Source organism: Mycobacterium sp. NGS34, assembly GCF_059812845.1.
This window is the reverse complement of sequence record NZ_JCALDM010000003.1, coordinates 304,984-321,958: the sequence shown is the minus strand read 5'-3', so window position 1 is coordinate 321,958 and position 16,975 is coordinate 304,984. Positions and strand designations below refer to the sequence as shown.

14 protein-coding genes, 2 tRNA genes and 1 pseudogene are annotated in these 16,975 nt (G+C 68.5%); 10 read left to right on the top strand and 7 right to left on the bottom strand.

Features of this window, described 5'->3' with window-relative positions:
* Positions 1-190 precede the first annotated feature (190 nt).
* Complete coding sequence (locus tag AC5Y7V_RS10425; RefSeq protein ID WP_499879956.1) at positions 191-907, top strand: TetR/AcrR family transcriptional regulator; 717 nt, start codon at positions 191-193, stop codon at positions 905-907.
* On the opposite strand, the gene wrbA is transcribed toward AC5Y7V_RS10425, so the two are convergent.
* On the bottom strand, positions 893-1,528 hold the full coding sequence (wrbA, locus tag AC5Y7V_RS10420) for an NAD(P)H:quinone oxidoreductase (protein ID WP_499879955.1): 636 nt from the start codon (positions 1,526-1,528) through the stop codon (positions 893-895). The two genes, AC5Y7V_RS10425 and wrbA, sit on opposite strands and share 15 nt — an antisense overlap.
* Entirely contained in the window at positions 1,525-2,952 is a 1,428-nt protein-coding gene (locus AC5Y7V_RS10415; protein ID WP_499879954.1) for a phytoene desaturase family protein, read from the bottom strand. The genes wrbA and AC5Y7V_RS10415 overlap by 4 nt, the downstream gene beginning before the upstream one ends.
* 29 nt (positions 2,953-2,981) lie before the next feature.
* Here AC5Y7V_RS10415 and serA point away from each other — a divergent pair, with 29 nt between their 5' ends.
* Entirely contained in the window at positions 2,982-4,568 is a 1,587-nt protein-coding gene (gene serA, locus AC5Y7V_RS10410) for a phosphoglycerate dehydrogenase (protein WP_499879953.1), read from the top strand.
* Positions 4,565-5,575, top strand: a complete 1,011-nt coding sequence (locus tag AC5Y7V_RS10405) for a 3-isopropylmalate dehydrogenase (RefSeq protein WP_499879952.1) — start codon at positions 4,565-4,567, stop codon at positions 5,573-5,575. Before serA ends, AC5Y7V_RS10405 begins: the two co-directional genes overlap by 4 nt.
* 133 nt (positions 5,576-5,708) lie before the next feature.
* On the opposite strand, the pseudogene AC5Y7V_RS10400 reads toward AC5Y7V_RS10405, so the two are convergent.
* Positions 5,709-6,722 (bottom strand): annotated as a pseudogene (locus tag AC5Y7V_RS10400) (MFS transporter); the annotation flags it as partial.
* 120 nt (positions 6,723-6,842) lie between these two features.
* Here AC5Y7V_RS10400 and AC5Y7V_RS10395 point away from each other — a divergent pair.
* The 4 genes from AC5Y7V_RS10395 (at position 6,843) to AC5Y7V_RS10380 (ending at position 9,414) form a co-directional block, all read left to right on the top strand.
* Positions 6,843-7,643 carry a fumarylacetoacetate hydrolase family protein gene (locus tag AC5Y7V_RS10395; protein ID WP_499879951.1) on the top strand — a complete coding sequence of 267 codons (801 nt, stop codon included), beginning with the start codon at positions 6,843-6,845 and terminating at the stop codon, positions 7,641-7,643.
* Positions 7,640-9,094: a glutamate--tRNA ligase gene (gene gltX, locus AC5Y7V_RS10390; protein WP_499879950.1), complete on the top strand. Its 1,455-nt coding sequence runs from the start codon at positions 7,640-7,642 to the stop codon at positions 9,092-9,094. Before AC5Y7V_RS10395 ends, gltX begins: the two co-directional genes overlap by 4 nt.
* A 103-nt stretch (positions 9,095-9,197) precedes the next feature.
* Positions 9,198-9,269 (top strand) — tRNA-Gln (locus AC5Y7V_RS10385).
* Between the two features lie 72 nt (positions 9,270-9,341).
* Positions 9,342-9,414, top strand: a tRNA-Glu gene (locus AC5Y7V_RS10380).
* 7 nt (positions 9,415-9,421) lie between these two features.
* Here AC5Y7V_RS10380 and AC5Y7V_RS10375 read toward each other — a convergent pair.
* Positions 9,422-9,934, bottom strand: a complete 513-nt coding sequence (locus AC5Y7V_RS10375; RefSeq protein ID WP_499879949.1) for a pyridoxamine 5'-phosphate oxidase family protein — start codon at positions 9,932-9,934, stop codon at positions 9,422-9,424.
* A gap of 89 nt (positions 9,935-10,023) precedes the next feature.
* Positions 10,024-10,725 (bottom strand): IclR family transcriptional regulator, encoded by a 702-nt coding sequence (locus AC5Y7V_RS10370; RefSeq protein ID WP_499879948.1) that lies wholly within the window; start codon positions 10,723-10,725, stop codon positions 10,024-10,026.
* Between the two features lie 65 nt (positions 10,726-10,790).
* On the opposite strand from AC5Y7V_RS10370, the gene leuC reads away from it, so the two are divergent.
* The 3 genes from leuC (at position 10,791) to AC5Y7V_RS10355 (ending at position 13,698) form a co-directional block, all read left to right on the top strand.
* Complete coding sequence (leuC, locus tag AC5Y7V_RS10365) at positions 10,791-12,227, top strand: 3-isopropylmalate dehydratase large subunit (protein ID WP_499879947.1); 1,437 nt, start codon at positions 10,791-10,793, stop codon at positions 12,225-12,227.
* A 19-nt stretch (positions 12,228-12,246) separates the two neighbouring features.
* Positions 12,247-12,843, top strand: a complete 597-nt coding sequence (gene leuD / locus AC5Y7V_RS10360) for a 3-isopropylmalate dehydratase small subunit (RefSeq protein ID WP_499879946.1) — start codon at positions 12,247-12,249, stop codon at positions 12,841-12,843.
* A 213-nt stretch (positions 12,844-13,056) separates the two neighbouring features.
* Entirely contained in the window at positions 13,057-13,698 is a 642-nt protein-coding gene (locus AC5Y7V_RS10355; RefSeq protein ID WP_499879945.1) for an HU family DNA-binding protein, read from the top strand.
* A gap of 61 nt (positions 13,699-13,759) precedes the next feature.
* Here AC5Y7V_RS10355 and mutT1 read toward each other — a convergent pair whose 3' ends face one another.
* Positions 13,760-14,710 (bottom strand): 8-oxo-(d)GTP phosphatase MutT1, encoded by a 951-nt coding sequence (gene mutT1 / locus AC5Y7V_RS10350; RefSeq protein ID WP_499879944.1) that lies wholly within the window; start codon positions 14,708-14,710, stop codon positions 13,760-13,762.
* Between the two features lie 63 nt (positions 14,711-14,773).
* Positions 14,774-16,963, bottom strand: coding sequence for an RNA degradosome polyphosphate kinase (locus tag AC5Y7V_RS10345; protein WP_499879943.1), 2,190 nt, complete (start codon positions 16,961-16,963; stop codon positions 14,774-14,776).
* Positions 16,964-16,975 lie beyond the last annotated feature (12 nt).

Sequence of the window (16,975 nt, the reverse complement as noted above, 5' to 3'; positions counted from 1 at the left end):
TGCGCACAAACAAACCTTCGCAGGCCGTATCGGGATGTTTAATTCGACGCGATCCTGATTTGCGCGAATACGGCATCGCCAAGCCGCAACTCATGTACTCTGCGTCGCATTGTCCGTACGTCGTGCAAGGGGGGCACGGGTTGGCAATTGATATTGGACGCCCAGGTGGTGGGAATGTCGGCGGTCGCACTTGACAAGACGCCGGCTGGAGCCACACCTGCGACGCGAACAGCTGCTGGACACGGCAGCCGCGTTGTTCGCCGAAAAGCCATACGAAGTTGTCCAAATGGACGACATCGCCGCGCGCGCGGAGGTGTCGCGAGCGTCGCTTTATCACTACTTTCCGAGCAAGCGAGACTTATACGTAGCGATATTCGAGCGCGCAACTGACCGCTTCCTGGCACACAGCCCCGATCCGCAGCTGCCGCTCGCGGAACAGCTCGCCGCCGGACTAGAGGCCCACATTCAATCGTTCGTCGATCATCCTTATGAAGCTGTCACGATCAACCGCGGTGCATTATCGGATGACCCGGCGATCCAGGCGATCATCTCCGAAGAGCTGAATGTCGTGGGCCAACGCCTGATCGATCAACTCGTCGCGAAGGGATGTGCGCGCGATGCCACCGAGATCGCCGTCGAGGGCTGGTTGGCGTTTGTTCGCGCAGCCTGCGTGAAATGGATTCAGTCGCAGAATATCTCGCGGGCCGAACTCACCGAAATGTGCCTACGCGCATTCGACTGTGCTGTCGGTACCCCAACGGGCCGGTCGCGTCGCTTGAGCGGAGGCCTTGCCACCTCCGCATCCACCAAGAACCGCCGCCTAGGGCCGGCATTCTCCCGCCCGAGATCGTTGACCCGTTTGGCCTCGTCCGCCTTCAATCCACCGAGCTGGTTACGCCACCGGTGACTGGGCGCCGTCCCCAACCGGCGACGCCGCGAGCCGGCCGGCGACCGACACCACCCGGCGGGCCAGGTGCTCGAGGGCGTTGCCGGTGGGCTCGTCGAATTCGTTGATGTTGTCGTGGGTCGACACCAGGCTCACCCCGTACGGGTTGCCGTCGACGAACTTGACCGGGTCGGTGTAGCCGGGCGGCACGATGATGCCGCCGAAATGCATCAGCGTGTAGTAGAGCGCGACGAGCGTGGTCTCCTGGCCGCCATGCAGCGTGTTGGACGACGTGAAGGCCGCGTAGACCTTGTCCGCGAGTTTGCCCTCGGCCCACAACCCGCCCAGCGAGTCCAGGAAGGTGCGCAATTGCGCGGCGGGCGAACCGAACCGGGTCGGCGAGCCGAAGATTACCGCGTCGGCCCAGACGATGTCGTCGCCGGTGGCCGCCGGAAGGTCCTTGGTCGCTTGGTAGTTCGCGGTCCAGGCCGGGTTGTGCGCGAACGATTCCGGGTCGTGGGTCTCGGCGACGTGCCGCAGGCGCACCTCGGCACCCGCCGACTCGGCCGCCGCGGCGACGCGCTTGGCCATCGCGGTGCCGTGACCGGTGGCCGAGTAGTAGATGATCGCGAGTTTGGTCACGGTTCCAGCTTAGGCATGCTCAGGCCGAATTCACGGCGCAACAAGGTGCGCGCGGCGTAGTAGCCGGACATGCCGTGCACGCCGCCGCCGGGCGGGGTGGCCGCAGAGCACAGATATGCCTTCGGAATCGGTGTGCTCCAAGGGTTTAGCCGCGGCGTGGGGCCGGCGATCGCTCGCCAGGCGGAATTTCCGCCCATCCCGATGTCGCCGCCGACGTAGTTCGCGTTGTGGTCGGCCAGCCGGGCGGCGGGCACGGCGCGGGCCGCCACCACGATGTCGCGGAAGCCTGGCGCGAACCGCTCGACGATCCCGGTGACGGCCTCGGTCGCGTCGACGGTGGAACCCGACGGCACGTGGGCGTAGGTCCAGAACGGCCGGCGGCCCACGATGTCGATGCGGCCCGGGTCCGCGATGTGCGGCGAGGCCGCCAGCACCATCGGCCAGTCCGCGTGACGCCCGGCGGCGATGTCGGCCTCGGCCCGCGCCATCTGCGCGCGGGTGCCGCCCAGGTGCAGGGTCGGTGCCTGCCCCAGCCGCGCGTCCGTCCACGGGATGTCCTCGCTGAGCACGAAGTCGACCTTGGCGACCCCGGGGCCAAACGTGTACCGGCGCAACGCCTTGGCGTAGCGCTCCGGCAGCGCGTCACCGTAGATCCGCAGCAGCGCGGTCGGCGCCGTGTCGAACGCGACCACCCCGGCCGGCGGCTCCGTGACCTCGACGCCGGCGATGAGCTCGCCGCCGTGCGCGCGCAGGTCGGCGATCAGCGCCTCGGTGATCGCCTGGCTGCCGCCCACCGGGATCGGCCAGCCGACCGAATGGGCGAGCGTGGCCAGCATCAACCCGGCCCCGGCGGCCGTCAACGACGGCATCCGCGAAATCACATGCGCGGCAACGCCCGTGAACAGCGCGCGGGCGTCCTCTCCGGCCAACGACCCCCAGGCGGGCGTGCCCTGCGCCAGCATCCGAAGGCCCAGTCGCAGCGCTGCCGGCGGCGAGCCCGGCACCGATCGTTTGTCGCCGAGCAACAACCCCACGACCGCGTCGGAATGCTCGACCAGCGGGCCGAGCAGGCGCCGCCAGGACGCGCCGTGCTCCAGTTCCGCGCAGGTGCGCTCGAGATCCCGGTAGGCGATCACCGCCGGGCGGCCCGGCAGCGGGTTCGCGTAGGAGATCTCCGGGACCGCCAGTCGCACGCCGCGCGCGGGCAGGTCGAACGCCGCGAAAAACGGCGACGCCAGCGCCAGCGGGTGAACCGCCGAGCACACGTCGTGTAAGACTCCCGGAGAATCTGGGTCGGGCGCCGTGCGGGCGCCGCCGCCGAAGGTGGGCTGGGCCTCGATGACCTGCACTTTCAGCCCCGCGCGGGCGCAGATGACCGCCGCGGTCAGCCCGTTGGGTCCGCTGCCGATGACGGTGACGTCCACCCGTCAATTACAGCCGATAGGCTGTCCGGGTGAATCTGCCTGTTGTACTTATTGCCGACAAACTCGCCGAATCAACCGTCGCCGCGCTGGGGGACCAGGTCGAGGTGCGCTGGGTGGATGGCCCCGACCGGCCCAAGCTGCTGGCCGCCGTCCCCGAGGCGGACGCGCTGCTGGTGCGCTCGGCCACCACCGTCGACGCCGAGGTGCTGGCGGCCGCCCCCAAGCTGAAGATCGTCGCCCGCGCCGGGGTCGGTCTGGACAACGTCGACGTGGACGCCGCGACCGCGCGCGGTGTGCTGGTGGTCAACGCCCCCACGTCGAACATCCACAGCGCCGCCGAACACGCGATGGCGCTGCTGCTGGCGGCGTCTCGCCAGATCGCGGCGGCCGACGCCACCCTGCGGGAGCACACCTGGAAACGGTCGAAGTTCTCCGGCACCGAAATCTTCGGCAAGACCGTCGGTGTCGTCGGGCTGGGCCGGATCGGCCAGTTGTTCGCGCAACGGATCGCGGCCTTCGGCACCCACGTCGTCGCCTACGACCCGTACCTGGCGCCGGCCCGTGCCGCGCAGCTCGGCATCGAACTGCTCTCCCTGGACGACCTGCTGGCCCGCGCCGACTTCATCTCGGTGCACCTGCCGAAAACCCCGGAGACCGCGGGCCTGATCGACAAGGAGGCGCTGGCCAAGACCAAGCCCGGCGTCATCATCGTCAATGCCGCGCGCGGCGGCCTGGTCGACGAGGCGGCGCTGGCCGACGCGATCAACAGCGGCCACGTCCGCGCCGCCGGCCTCGACGTCTTCTCCACCGAACCGTGCACGGACAGCCCGCTTTTCGAGCTGCCGCAGGTGGTGGTGACACCGCATCTCGGGGCGTCGACCGCCGAGGCGCAGGACCGGGCCGGCACCGACGTCGCGGAGAGCGTGCGGCTGGCGCTGGCCGGGGAGTTCGTTCCCGACGCCGTCAACGTCGGCGGGGGAGTGGTCAGCGAGGAGGTGGCGCCCTGGCTGGACCTGGTGCGCAAGCTCGGCCTGCTGGCCGCCGCGCTGTCCGGCGAGGTGCCGGTGTCGCTGTCGGTGCAGGTGCGCGGCGAGCTGGCCTCCGAAGACGTTGAGGTGCTGCGGCTTTCGGCGCTGCGCGGCCTTTTCTCGGCGGTCATCGACGAGCCGGTGACGTTCGTCAACGCGCCGGCGCTGGCCGCCGAGCGCGGCGTTTCCGCCGAGATCAGCACCGCGTCGGAAAGCCCCAACCACCGCAGCGTCGTCGACGTGCGGGCCGTCGCGCACGACGGGTCCTGCGTGAACGTCGCGGGCACGCTGTCCGGGCCGCAGCTGGTGGAGAAGATCGTCCAGATCAACGGCCGCAACTTCGACCTGCGCGCCCAAGGCACCAACCTGGTGATCAACTACGCCGACCAGCCCGGCGCGCTGGGCAAGATCGGCACCCTGCTGGGCGCGGCCGGCGTGAACATCCAGGCGGCGCAGCTGTCCGAGGACGCGGAGGGCCCGGGCGCGACGGTGCTGCTGCGGCTGGACCAGGACGTGCCCAAGGACGTGCGCGCGGCGATCTCGGCGGCCGTCGGCGCCAACAAGCTGGAAGTGGTTGACCTGTCATGAAGCTCGCGCTCATCGGTGGCGACGGGATCGGGCCGGAGGTAGTCGCCGAGGCCGTCAAAGTCCTCGACGCGGTCGTTCCGAACGTCGAAAAGACCAGCTACGACCTGGGCGCCCGGCGTTTCCACGCCACCGGCGAGCTGCTGCCGGACTCGGTGCTCGCCGAATTGCGCGAGCACGACGCCATCCTGCTCGGGGCGGTCGGCGACCCGTCGGTGCCCAGCGGCGTGCTGGAGCGAGGTCTGTTGCTGCGCCTGCGCTTTGAGCTCGACCACCACGTCAACCTGCGGCCGGGCCGGCTGTACAAAGGGGTGAGCAGTCCGCTCGCCGGAAACCCCGAGATCGACTTCGTGGTGGTGCGCGAAGGCACCGAGGGCCCCTACACGGGCAACGGCGGCGCGATCCGCGCCGGAACGCCCAACGAGGTGGCCACCGAGGTCAGCGTGAACACCGCGTTCGGTGTGCGCCGCGTGGTGCGCTACGCGTTCGAGAAGGCCCGGCTGCGCCGCAACCACCTGACGCTGGTGCACAAGAACAACGTGCTGACGTTCGCCGGGAAGCTATGGACTCGGATCGTCGCCGAGGTCGGCGCGGAATACCCCGACGTCGAGGTCGCCTACCAACACGTCGACGCCGCCACCATCTTCATGGTCACCGACCCCGGGCGGTTCGACGTGATCGTCACCGACAACCTGTTCGGCGACATCATCACCGACCTGTCCGCGGCGGTGTGCGGCGGAATTGGCTTGGCCGCCAGCGGAAATATCGACGCCACCCGCGCCAACCCCTCGATGTTCGAGCCGGTGCACGGCAGCGCCCCCGACATCGCCGGTCAGGGCGTCGCGGATCCGACAGCGGCGATCATGTCGGTGGCGCTGCTGCTTTCCCATCTCGGCGAGGACGCTGCGGCGGCCCGGGTGGACGGGGCCGTCGAGACCTATCTGGCGACTCGTGGGAGCGAACCGCGCGCCACCACCGACGTCGGCGAACGGATCGCAGCCGCGCTGTAGTTTCCAGGCCGGGCGGCAAGAGCCGCACCGGCACCAACGGCACCGCGGCCAGCGGGAACAGCCCGCACAGCAGCCACGCCGACGGGTAGCGTGCCGCGCCGATCAGCACACCGAACAGCGGGGGGCCGACGGCCGCCATGACGCGCTGGGTGGTGTTCTGGATGCCCAGGGCGCGCCCGCTCCAGAATGGCCCGGCGAATTCGGTGATGGCGGTCGCCTCCAGGCCGTTGTCGAGCACGGCCAGCACCGAGACGGCGACCATCAGTGGGATGTCGAACCGCGAGTCGAGGTGGTCCGAGAGGGCCAGCAGGAACAGGGTCAGCGCGGCCGCGGCGGCGATGACGGCGACGGGTTGCATGCGCGAGCCGATGCGATCGGACCAGCGGCCGACCGCGACGCGGCCCACCGCGCCGAGCAGCTGCGACAGGGTGACCAGGCCGCCGGCCGCCGCGACCGACCAGTGCTGGTGGTTCATCAGCCAGACCAGCATGAACGTCACGGTCACCGTTTGCGGCATCATGAGCAGGCCCGCGACGGCGTGGATTCGCCACAGCACCGAAGACCCGCGGTAGGGGCTGGCCAGCTCCTCCTCGGAGGCCGCCGCGCGGGGCTTGCGCGGCGGGTTCACGATGCCGACCGCGCTGACCACCGCGGCCGCCGTGCACACCAGCGCCGGAAACATCAGGCCCGCGTGCACGCCGTGCTCGGCCAGCTCGGGCATGACCAGCGCGCCGGCGGCGATGCCCAACGGCTGCGCGGTCTGGCGGATCCCCATCGCGAGGCCGCGCTGCTGCGGGGGAAACCATGCGGACACCAGCCGGCCGCCCGCGGTGTTGCAACTCGCGGCCGCCATGCCGCCGAGGAACAGGTAGACGGCGACCCACACCATCGAGTGCGCCGACGCCGCGGCGTAGGCGGCGGCCGCGGTGAGCCCCGAGCCCAGCGTCAGCACCAGCCGCTCGCCGACGCGGTCGAGCACGTAGCCCCACGCGATCAGCGTGACCACCATGCCCCAGCTCGGCATCGACGACAGCAGGCCCGCCTCGGCCAGCGGCGTGCCGCGCGTGGCCTCCAGCGACGGGATCAGGAAGGCGACGCCGTTGATGAATAGGAAAGAACTGGTCGTCACGAACAGCGACACGATCATGATCGACCACCGCTTGCCGGCGCCGACGGTGCCACGGTGCCCCTCGGGCATCCGTCCATGCTTGCACAAGCACGGCACCGGTTGGCGGAGCCGCGACTGCCGGTCATTAGGCTCGTGCGAATGCGCCTCGGTCGAATCGCCAGCCCGGACGGTGTCGCGTTCGTCAGCATCGAGGGCGAACTCGACGATCCCGCCGCGATGATCGCCCGCGAGATCGCCGAGCACCCGTTCGGCACCCCGACGTTCACCGGCCGGTCGTGGCCGCTGGCCGACGTCCGCCTGCTGGCGCCGATGCTGGCCGGCAAGGTGGTGTGCGTCGGCAAGAACTACGCCGATCACATCGCCGAGATGGGCGGCTTCGAAACCGGCCCGGCGCCGGCGGACCCGATCATCTTCCTCAAGCCGAACACCGCGATCATCGGGCCCAACGTGCCGATTCGACTGCCCGCCAACGCATCACCGGTGCACTTCGAGGGCGAGCTGGCGGCGGTCATCGGGCGGCCGTGCAAGGACGTGCTGGCCGCCCAGGCCGCCGACAACATCCTCGGCTACACCATCGCCAACGACGTGTCGGCGCGCGATCAGCAAAAGGCCGACGGCCAATGGACCCGCGCCAAGGGCCACGACAGCTTCTGCCCCGTCGGGCCGTGGATCGTCACCGATGTCGACCCGGCGGATCTCGAACTGCGCACCGAGGTCAACGGCGAAGTGAAGCAACACAGCCGCACCTCGCTGATGATCCACGACGTCGGCGCCATCGTGGAGTGGATCTCGGCCGTGATGACGCTGCTGCCCGGCGATCTCATCCTCACGGGCACGCCGGCCGGCGTCGGACCGATCGAGGACGGCGACACGGTGTCCATCACCATCGAGGGCATCGGCAGCCTCGTCAATCCCGTTGTCCGAAAAGGGAAGTCGTGACCGTTCGCGTCCGGTTCTGCCCGTCGCCCACCGGCACCCCGCACGTCGGGATGGTACGAACCGCGCTGTTCAACTGGGCCTACGCCCGACACACCGGCGGCACCTTCGTCTTTCGCATCGAGGACACTGACGCGGCGCGCGACACCGAGGACAGCTACCTGGCCCTGCTCGACGCGCTGCGCTGGCTCGGCCTGGACTGGGACGAGGGGCCGGAGGTCGGCGGACCCTATGGGCCGTACCGGCAGTCGCAGCGCGGCGAGATCTACCGTGACGTGGTGGCGCAGCTGCTCGAGGCCGGCGAGGCCTACTACGCGTTCTCGACGCCGGAGGAGGTCGAGGCGCGGCACATCGCCGCGGGCCGCAACCCCAAGCTGGGCTACGACAACTTCGACCGGCAGCTGACCGATTCGCAGCGCGCGGCGTTCCTGGCCGAAGGCCGGCAGCCGGTGGTGCGGCTGCGGATGCCCGACGACGACCTCGCCTGGGACGACCTGGTGCGCGGCACCACCACCTTCGCGGCGGGCAGCGTGCCCGATTTCGCGCTGACCCGCGCGACGGGAGATCCGTTGTACACGTTGGTCAACCCGGTCGACGACGCGCTGATGAAGATCACCCACGTGCTGCGCGGCGAGGACCTGCTGCCGTCGACCCCGCGCCAGCTGGCGCTGTATCGGGCGCTGATGCGGATCGGTGTGGCCGAACGCACACCGCAATTCGCGCACCTGCCAACCGTGTTGGGCGAGGGAACCAAGAAGCTGTCCAAGCGCGACCCGCAGTCGAACCTGTTCGCCCACCGCGACCGGGGCTTCATCCCCGAGGGTCTGCTGAATTACCTTGCGCTGCTGGGCTGGGCGATCGCCGACGATCACGACCTGTTCAGCCTGGACGAAATGGTGGCCGCCTTCGACGTCGTCGACGTCAATTCCAACCCGGCCCGATTCGACCAGAAGAAGGCCGACGCGCTCAACGCCGAGCACATCCGGATGCTGGACGTCGCCGACTTCACCGCCCGGCTGCGCGACTACTTCGACATGCACGGCCACGACACGGGACTCGATGACGCCGGATTCGCCGAGGCCGCCGCGCTGGTGCAGACGCGCATCGTCGTCCTGAGCGACGCGTGGGAGCTGCTGAAGTTCCTCAACGACGACGAATACGCGATCGAGGAGAAGGCCGCCGCCAAGGAGCTCGGCCCGGACGGCATGGCGGTATTAGAGGCCGCGCTGGCCGCGCTTGCCGGTGTGACGGACTGGAACACGGAACGCATCGAGGGCGCGCTCAAGTCCGCGCTCATCGACGGGCTGGCCCTCAAACCGCGCAAGGCGTTCGGCCCGATCCGCGTGGCCGCGACGGGAACAACGATCAGCCCGCCGCTGTTCGAATCGCTCGAGCTGCTGGGCCGCGAGCGCAGCCTGGCGCGGTTGCGGGCCGCGCGCGACGGGGCGGTCTGACTTTTTGGTAGTCTGCACAGCGGTTTACAAAGGCCGACGACGGCCGGCCACGGCGGCGCGGGAAACCGCAGAACCGTTGTGACCAGCGGTTTTAGGCAGCCAATGGGGTATGGTGTAATTGGCAACACAGCTGATTCTGGTTCAGCCATTCTAGGTTCGAGTCCTGGTACCCCAGCAAGATCGCGGCACGGCTTGCGATTAGGTCGCCTTTCTCCGGTGAGCTATGCTGGCTGCTCGGATCGGTTCAGGCCCCGTCGTCTAGCGGCCTAGGACGCCGCCCTCTCACGGCGGTAGCGTGGGTTCGAATCCCATCGGGGCTACAAACAACTACTGGCCGGTCCCCAGCACCGCCGGTGCGGTCGAGCCGCCCACCGGCATGGCCGGCAAGCCCAGCTTGCGGTGATCCCACGAACGCGCCCGGCGGGCCACGATGCGCACGCACACCCGCTTGTTCATCATCTGCTCGACGAAGGGCTTCATGTCGTCGGTGTAGGGGCCGGTGTAGCGCTCGAACACGCTGACACCCACCCGGTGCGCGACGTCGGGATCGTCGACGATCTCCGCGACGCCCTCGAACGACACCCCGCGCAAGGTGTCGTAGGTGTCGCCGTCCTCGATCAGAAAGCTCACCCGCGGGTCGCGGGTGAGGTTCACCGCCTTCTGCGACTTCGCCTTGGTCTCGAGCCAGACCTCGCCGTCGACGACGGCGTACCACATGGCGGTCAGGTGCGGTTGGCCGTCGGGGCCGACGGTGGCCAGCGTTCCGGTGCGGCTCTTGACGACGAAATCGGCGATCTCGTCCTCCGACATGACGATGCTCGCGCGCTGATTGGTTCCCATGGCCGTCAGTTTGTCAGGTCGCTTTTCGGTGTGCGTGCAGGGCGCCCGGTACGCACGATCTGCGCCCTGACGTCACACGCGGCGCCCGCCTAGAGCCGGCGGGTGAGCGCCTCCGCGGCGGACAGCAGATCGGCGGCCCAGCGCGACCCCGGGCGGCGCCCGATGCGGTCGACGGGTCCGGACACCGATATCGCGCCGACGACGACACCGCGGCCGTCGCGCACCGGCGCCGACACGCTCGCCACCCCAGGCTCGCGCTCGGCAACGCTTTGCGCCCAACCGCGCCGGCGCACTTCGGCCAGCGCCCGGTCGGTGAATTTCGCCGTGGGCAGCACGGCCTTCTGGGTGGCGGCGTCGGCATAGGCGAGTAGCACCTTGGCCCCCGAGCCCGCCGTCATCGGCAGGCGCGCGCCGACCGGAACCGTATCGCGAAGACCCGCAGCCGGTTCCAGGGCGGCCACGCAGACCCGTGACGTGCCCTCGCGGCGATACAACTGGACGCTCTCGCCGGTGGTCTCGCGGAGGCCGGGCAGCACCGCCGCGCTCGCCGCCAGCAGCGGATCGTTGACGCGCGCGGCGAGTTCGGTGACCGCCGGACCGAGCCGCCAACGCCCTTCGTCGTCGCGCGCCAGCAGCCGATGGACTTCGAGGGCCGCCGCCAGCCGGTAGGCGGTGGCCCTCGGCAGCCCGGTTCGCTCGCACAGTTCGGCCAGGCCGCACGGGGATTCCGCGATCGTGTGCAGCACGACCACCGCTTTGTCGAGGACGCCGATGCCGCTATGCTGTCTCACAAGGAGATACTAGCGTCTCGCATTATGAGATGACCAGCCAAAGACCGGATAGGGGCTAATTCGATATGGGATCCGAAGCCAAGCCGCGCACCCTGGCCGAAAAGGTTTGGGACGACCATGTTGTGGCGCCGGGGGGCGATTCAGATCAGGCCGGGGCCCCCGACCTGATCTACATCGACCTGCATTTGGTGCACGAGGTGACCAGCCCGCAAGCGTTCGACGGCCTGCGCCTGGCCGGGCGGGGAGTGCGGCGCCCCGACCTGACGCTGGCCACCGAGGACCACAACGTGCCCACCGTCGACATCGACAAGCCGATCGCCGACCCGGTGTCGCGCACCCAGGTCGAGACGTTGCGGCGCAACTGCGCTGAATTCGGCGTCCGGCTGTATCCGATGGGCGACATCGAACAGGGCATCGTGCACGTCGTCGGCCCGCAGTTGGGTCTCACCCAACCGGGGATGACGATCGTCTGTGGCGATAGTCACACGTCCACGCACGGCGCATTTGGGGCGCTGGCCATGGGGATTGGCACGTCGGAGGTGGAGCACGTGCTGGCCACCCAGACGCTGCCGCTGCGGCCGTTCAAGACGATGGCGGTCAACGTAGACGGGCAGTTGCCCGCCGGCGTGACGGCCAAGGACATCATCCTCGCGCTGATCGCGAAGATCGGCACCGGCGGCGGACAGGGTCACGTCATCGAATACCGGGGCAGCGCCATCGAATCGCTGTCGATGGAAGGCCGGATGACGGTCTGCAACATGAGCATCGAAGCGGGGGCCAGGGCGGGCATGGTGGCCCCGGACGAGACCACGTATGACTTCTTGCGTGGCCGCCCGCACGCCCCGACCGGCGCGCAGTGGGACGCCGCGGTGGCCTACTGGCAGCAGCTGCGCACCGACCCCGGCGCCGTCTTCGACACCGAGGTCTACCTCGACGCGGCGTCGCTGAGCCCGTTCGTCACGTGGGGAACCAACCCCGGCCAGGGCGTGCCGCTGGGCGCGGCGGTGCCGGACCCCGAACTGATGGCCGACGACGCCGAGCGGCAGGCCGCCGAGAAAGCCTTGGCGTACATGGACCTTCGACCCGGCACCCCGATGCGCGCGATCGGCGTCGACGCCGTGTTCGTCGGCTCTTGCACCAACGGTCGTATCGAAGACCTGCGGGTGGTGGCCGACGTGTTGCGGGGACGCAAGGTCGCACCGGGGGTGCGGATGCTCGTCGTGCCGGGCTCCATGCGGGTGCGCGCGCAGGCCGAAGCCGAAGGGCTGGGCGAGGTTTTCACCGCCGCGGGCGCCGAATGGCGCCAGGCGGGATGCTCGATGTGCCTGGGCATGAACCCCGATCAGCTGTCCCCGGGGGAGCGGTGCGCCGCGACGTCCAACCGCAACTTCGAAGGGCGGCAGGGCAAAGGCGGCCGCACCCACCTGGTATCCCCGGCGGTCGCCGCGGCGACGGCGGTGCGGGGCACGCTGTCCGCGCCGGCCGACTTGAACTCCAACTGATTTTGAATCGAGGACGAAAATGGAAGCCTTTCGCACCCACACGGGCATCGGTGTGCCGCTGCGGCGGTCGAATGTCGACACCGACCAGATCATTCCGGCGGTGTTCTTGAAGCGGGTAACCCGAACCGGTTTCGAGGACGGCTTGTTCGCCACGTGGCGGTCCGATCCGTCATTCGTGCTCAATCTCAGCCCCTTTGACCGCGGCTCGGTTCTGGTGGCCGGACCCGATTTCGGCACCGGCTCGTCGCGCGAGCATGCGGTGTGGGCGCTCATGGACTACGGGTTCCGGGTGGTCATCTCGTCTCGATTCGGTGACATTTTTCGCGGCAACGCCGGCAAGGCGGGCCTGCTGGCGGCAGAAGTTTCTCAGGACGGCGTGGAACTGCTTTGGAAGCTCATCGAGGGCAGCCCGGGCTTGGAAATCACTGCCAATCTTCAAGATCGAAATATCACCGCCGGAACGACGGTGCTGCCGTTCAAGATTGACGACCACACCGCTTGGCGATTGCTCGAGGGCCTCGACGATATAGGCCTTACGCTGCGGAAACTCGACAAGATCGAGGCCTTCGAGGCGGCGCGTCCGGACTGGAAACCGCGCACTCTGCCCACCTCCTGACGGGTGGATCGGGAGGGTGATTTCGCCCCCGAGGTTTAGGTAGCCCGTCTTAATTTGGGGCCGCGCCACCGGTCAAGGGCGGCAACCGGATTGCGAAAAATTCGGTTGTTCCGGCTTGAAATTGCGCGTGGCTCTTGGAAATTTGCTGGGTGAGGGTTTACCGTGTTCGCAGTCGGTTCCCAAAAATGGGACCACTGGCTTCGGAGGGTTTGGATGAACAAAGCAGAGCTCATAGATGTGCTCACACAGAAATTGGGCTCGGACCGTCGGCAGGCGACCGCCGCCGTCGAGAATGTTGTCGACACCATTGTGCGCGCCGTGCACAAGGGCGACAGTGTGACCATTACCGGGTTCGGTGTCTTCGAACAGCGCCGGCGCGCGGCGCGGGTGGCCCGCAATCCGCGCACGGGCGAAACGGTAAAGGTAAAGCCGACATCGGTCCCGGCGTTCCGGCCCGGTGCTCAATTCAAAGCGGTTGTGTCTGGCGCACAGCGCCTCCCGGCGGAAGGACCTGCAGTGAAACGTGGTGTGGTAGCAGCCGGCGCAGCCAAGAAGGCGGCGAAGAAGGCTCCGGCGAAGAAGGCAGCGAGCAAGGCTCCGGCCAAGAAGGCTGCGGCCAAGAAGGCTCCGGCCAAGAAGGCCGCGGTTAAGAAGGCTCCGGCCAAGAAGGCCGCGGTTAAGAAGGCCCCGGCCAAGAAGGTCGTGAAGAAGGCTCCCGCCAAGAAGGCCGCGGTGAAGAAGGCTCCGGCCAAGAAGGCCGCGGTGAAGAGGGCTCCGGCCAAGAAGACGGCGAGCAAGGCTCCGGCCCGCAAGGCTCCCGCCAAGAAGGCCGCCGCTCGGCGCGGTCGCCGGTAGGAAGTTCCACACGCGAATACCCTTCGGGGTGGCGCAATGCCACCCGGAGGGTATTTGTGTGTCAGGCCCGCACGTTGGCGGCCAGCGCGCCGCCGATGTGGTCGGCCGCCACCAGACGGCCGCCGGACAGCGACAGCACCCACGTGCTGCCCTTGTGGTTGCGCGACTTGTCGGCGCGCACCCCGTCGCGTTCGCACCACCAGGCGATGAGGTCCGGAATCACCTTGCCCTGCGTGCAAATCACGGGCGTGCCGGCCGCCTCCTCGGCGATGCGCAGCATCCGGTGGCGCGCCCGCTTGGGGCTCTTCGCGTACGACTCCTCGGTGAGGGCGGGCTCGTTGTGGACCGTCACACCCAGTTCCTCGGCGAGCGGCTCGACGGTCTGGTGACAGCGGAGCCGGTCCGCGGCGTACACCTCGGTGGCGCCGAAGGCCAGCAGCTGGGGAACCAGGGCCTCCGCCTGCGCGCGCCCGCGCTTGTCGAGCGGGCGCTTGGTGTCGTCGCCCTTGAAACGTGATTTGCGGCCCGCGGTTCCGTGCCGCACCACCAGCACGGTTCGCGTGTCTTCGGGTTGTTTCGCGAAGTGGCGCAACATCTTTCGATCGTGGGGGTAGCTGAGTCTGTCCTTCGCCCCGGCGACCGGCAGCCACACCAACTCGTCGACCTCGCGTCCCGGCGCGAATTCGCCGCCGGTGTCGCGCGCCGCCCAGTAGTAGACCTTCTTGACGCCCTGCTCGATCGGATAGCTCACCATGTCGAGGCGCCGGCCGAGGATGGCGCGGTGGCCGGTCTCCTCGAGCACCTCGCGGACGGCCGCCACGGGGGCCGTCTCGCCGGGGTCCACCTTGCCCTTCGGCAGCGACCAGTCGTCGTAACGGGGCCGGTGGATCACCGCGACCTCGAGGCTCGCGTTCGCCGGATCGTCGCCGCCGGTCCGCCACAGCACCGCGCCCGCCGCGTACACGATCCGGCTTCCCGACCGCCGACCCGCCGATGAGGTCTGGTTCGACACCTAAACTCCTGCAGGTCAATTCGCTCGCGGTCGTGGATGCGACCTGGAAGCTATCACACGGCGTCAGGGGCTGCGGTGCCGCTCCATCAGCGATACCTGATGGTCGCGCACGGTCTGACCCTCCTGGGGCGACGCGATCCACTGCCCGTCGGAACCCAGTTCCCAGCACCGGGTCGACGGATCCAGCGCGGAGGTGAACAGGTCGTCCAGATATGCGGTGAGCCGCGGATCCTTGACCTGAACCAGCGCCTCGACCCGCCGGTCGAGGTTGCGGTGCATCATGTCGGCGCTGCCGATCCAGAACTCGCTGATGCGGTTGAAATGCATGATCCGCGAGTGCTCCAGGAAGCGGCCGAGGATCGAACGGACCGAGATGTTCTCCGAAAAGCCCTCCGCGCCCGGGCGCAGCGCGCAGATGCCGCGCACCACCACCTCGACTCGCACACCGGCCCGCGACGCGCGATACAACGCGTCGATCACCTGCTCGTCGACCAGAGCGTTCATCTTCATCCGGATCCGGCCGCCGCCGTGTTCGCGGTGGGCGGCAATCTCGCGCTCGACGCGTTCGATGATGCCGGTGCGGATACCGTGCGGGGCGACCAAGAGATTGCGATAGGAAACCTTGCGCGAGTAGCCGGTAAGCGAATTGAACAAATCGGTCAGGTCGGCGCCGATTTCGGGGGACGCCGTGAGCAGACCGACGTCCTCGTACAGTCGCGCCGTCTTCCCGTTGTAGTTGCCGGTCCCGATGTGGCAGTACCGGCGGATCGCCGAACCCTCGCGGCGCACCACGAGGCAGGTCTTGCAGTGTGTCTTCAGCCCGACGTACCCGTAGACGACGTGCACGCCCGCCTGCTCAAGTGTGCGCGCCCAGCGGATGTTGGCCTGCTCGTCGAAGCGCGCCTTGATCTCCACCATGGCCACGACTTGCTTGCCGGCCTCGGCCGCGGAGATCAGCGCCCGAACGATCGGCGAGTCACCGGAGGTGCGGTACAACGTCTGCTTGATCGCCAGCACGTTGGGGTCGGCGGCGGCCTGCTCGATGAAGCGCTGCACGCTGGTCGAGAACGAGTCATACGGATGATGAAGCAGCACATCGCCTTCGCGCAGAGTCGCGAAGATGCTGCGCGGTGTCTCGCGGTCGGCGAAGGCTGGGTGGGTGTCGGGAACGAACGTCGGATCCTTGAGCGCCGGCCGCTCGATCCCGTAGATCTGCCACAACGACGAAAGGTCCAGGAGGCCGGGCACTTCGATGACGTCGCCGGGGTGCACGTCGAGTTCGCGCAGCAGCAGCTCCAGCATGCTCTCGGTCATGTCGTCGGCGATCTCGAGCCGCACCGGCGAACCGAACCGCCGGCGCGCCAGCTCGCGCTCCAGCGCCTGCAGCAGATCCTCGTCGCGGTCCTCTTCAACCTCGTAGTCCGCGTTGCGGGTGATGCGGAAGGCGTGATGCTCAACGATTTCCATACCCGGGAACAGCTCGGGCAAAAAGGCCGCGATCAGTTCTTCCATCGGTAGATAGCGGACGATTCCCGGCCCGTCGTCGGACGCACCGCGGACGTCGAGCTCGACGAAACGATCGACGTTGTTGGGCACCTTGACCCGGGCGAAGTGCTGGCCACCATCCTCGGGCTGGCGCACCATGACCGCCAGGTTCAGGCTCAACCCGCTGACGAACGGGAACGGGTGAGCGGGATCGACCGCCAGCGGCGTCAGGACGGGAAAGACTTGTTCGGTGAAATAGGTGGACAATTCGTCGCGCTCCGCCTGATCCAGATCGGCCCACGTGACGATGCGGATGCCTTCCTCGGCGAGCGCCGGTCGCACCGAATCGAGGAACACCCGCGCGTGGCGGGTGGCGATTCGCTGGGTCTGCTCGCCGATGCGGGCCAGTTGCTCGCGCGGGGTCAGGCCGTCGGCCGACCGGACGGACAGGCCCATCTCGTCGCGGCGCTTGAGGCCGGCCACCCGCACCATGTAGAACTCGTCGAGGTTGGACGCGAAGATCGCCAGGAACTTCGCGCGCTCCAGCAGCGGCAGCGAGTTGTCGGCGGCGAGCGCCAGCACGCGCGAGTTGAAGTCCAACCAGCTCAGTTCCCGGTTGAGGTAGCGGTCCTCGGGCAGCTCGTCGGAGATCGCGGCCGGGGTGGCCGCGGGTGGGGCCGCCACGTCGGCCTCGCCTGAATGCCACGTGGTCTCGTCGGGCCGTGCCTCGGCTTCGGTTTCGGTCACCCTGCGATCATTGCTCATCACCCGCTGGTGCTG

Excerpts from the sequence above, each read along its gene's own strand:
- AC5Y7V_RS10405 (WP_499879952.1), top strand. The coding sequence starts at position 4,565 with ATGAAGCTCGCGCTCATCGGTGGCGACGGGATCGGGCCGGAGGTAGTC.
- AC5Y7V_RS10395 (WP_499879951.1), top strand. The coding sequence starts at position 6,843 with ATGCGCCTCGGTCGAATCGCCAGCCCGGACGGTGTCGCGTTCGTCAGC.
- AC5Y7V_RS10375 (WP_499879949.1), bottom strand. The coding sequence starts at position 9,934 with ATGGGAACCAATCAGCGCGCGAGCATCGTCATGTCGGAGGACGAGATC.
- leuC (WP_499879947.1), top strand. The coding sequence starts at position 10,791 with ATGGGATCCGAAGCCAAGCCGCGCACCCTGGCCGAAAAGGTTTGGGAC.
- leuD (WP_499879946.1), top strand. The coding sequence starts at position 12,247 with ATGGAAGCCTTTCGCACCCACACGGGCATCGGTGTGCCGCTGCGGCGG.
- AC5Y7V_RS10355 (WP_499879945.1), top strand. The coding sequence starts at position 13,057 with ATGAACAAAGCAGAGCTCATAGATGTGCTCACACAGAAATTGGGCTCG.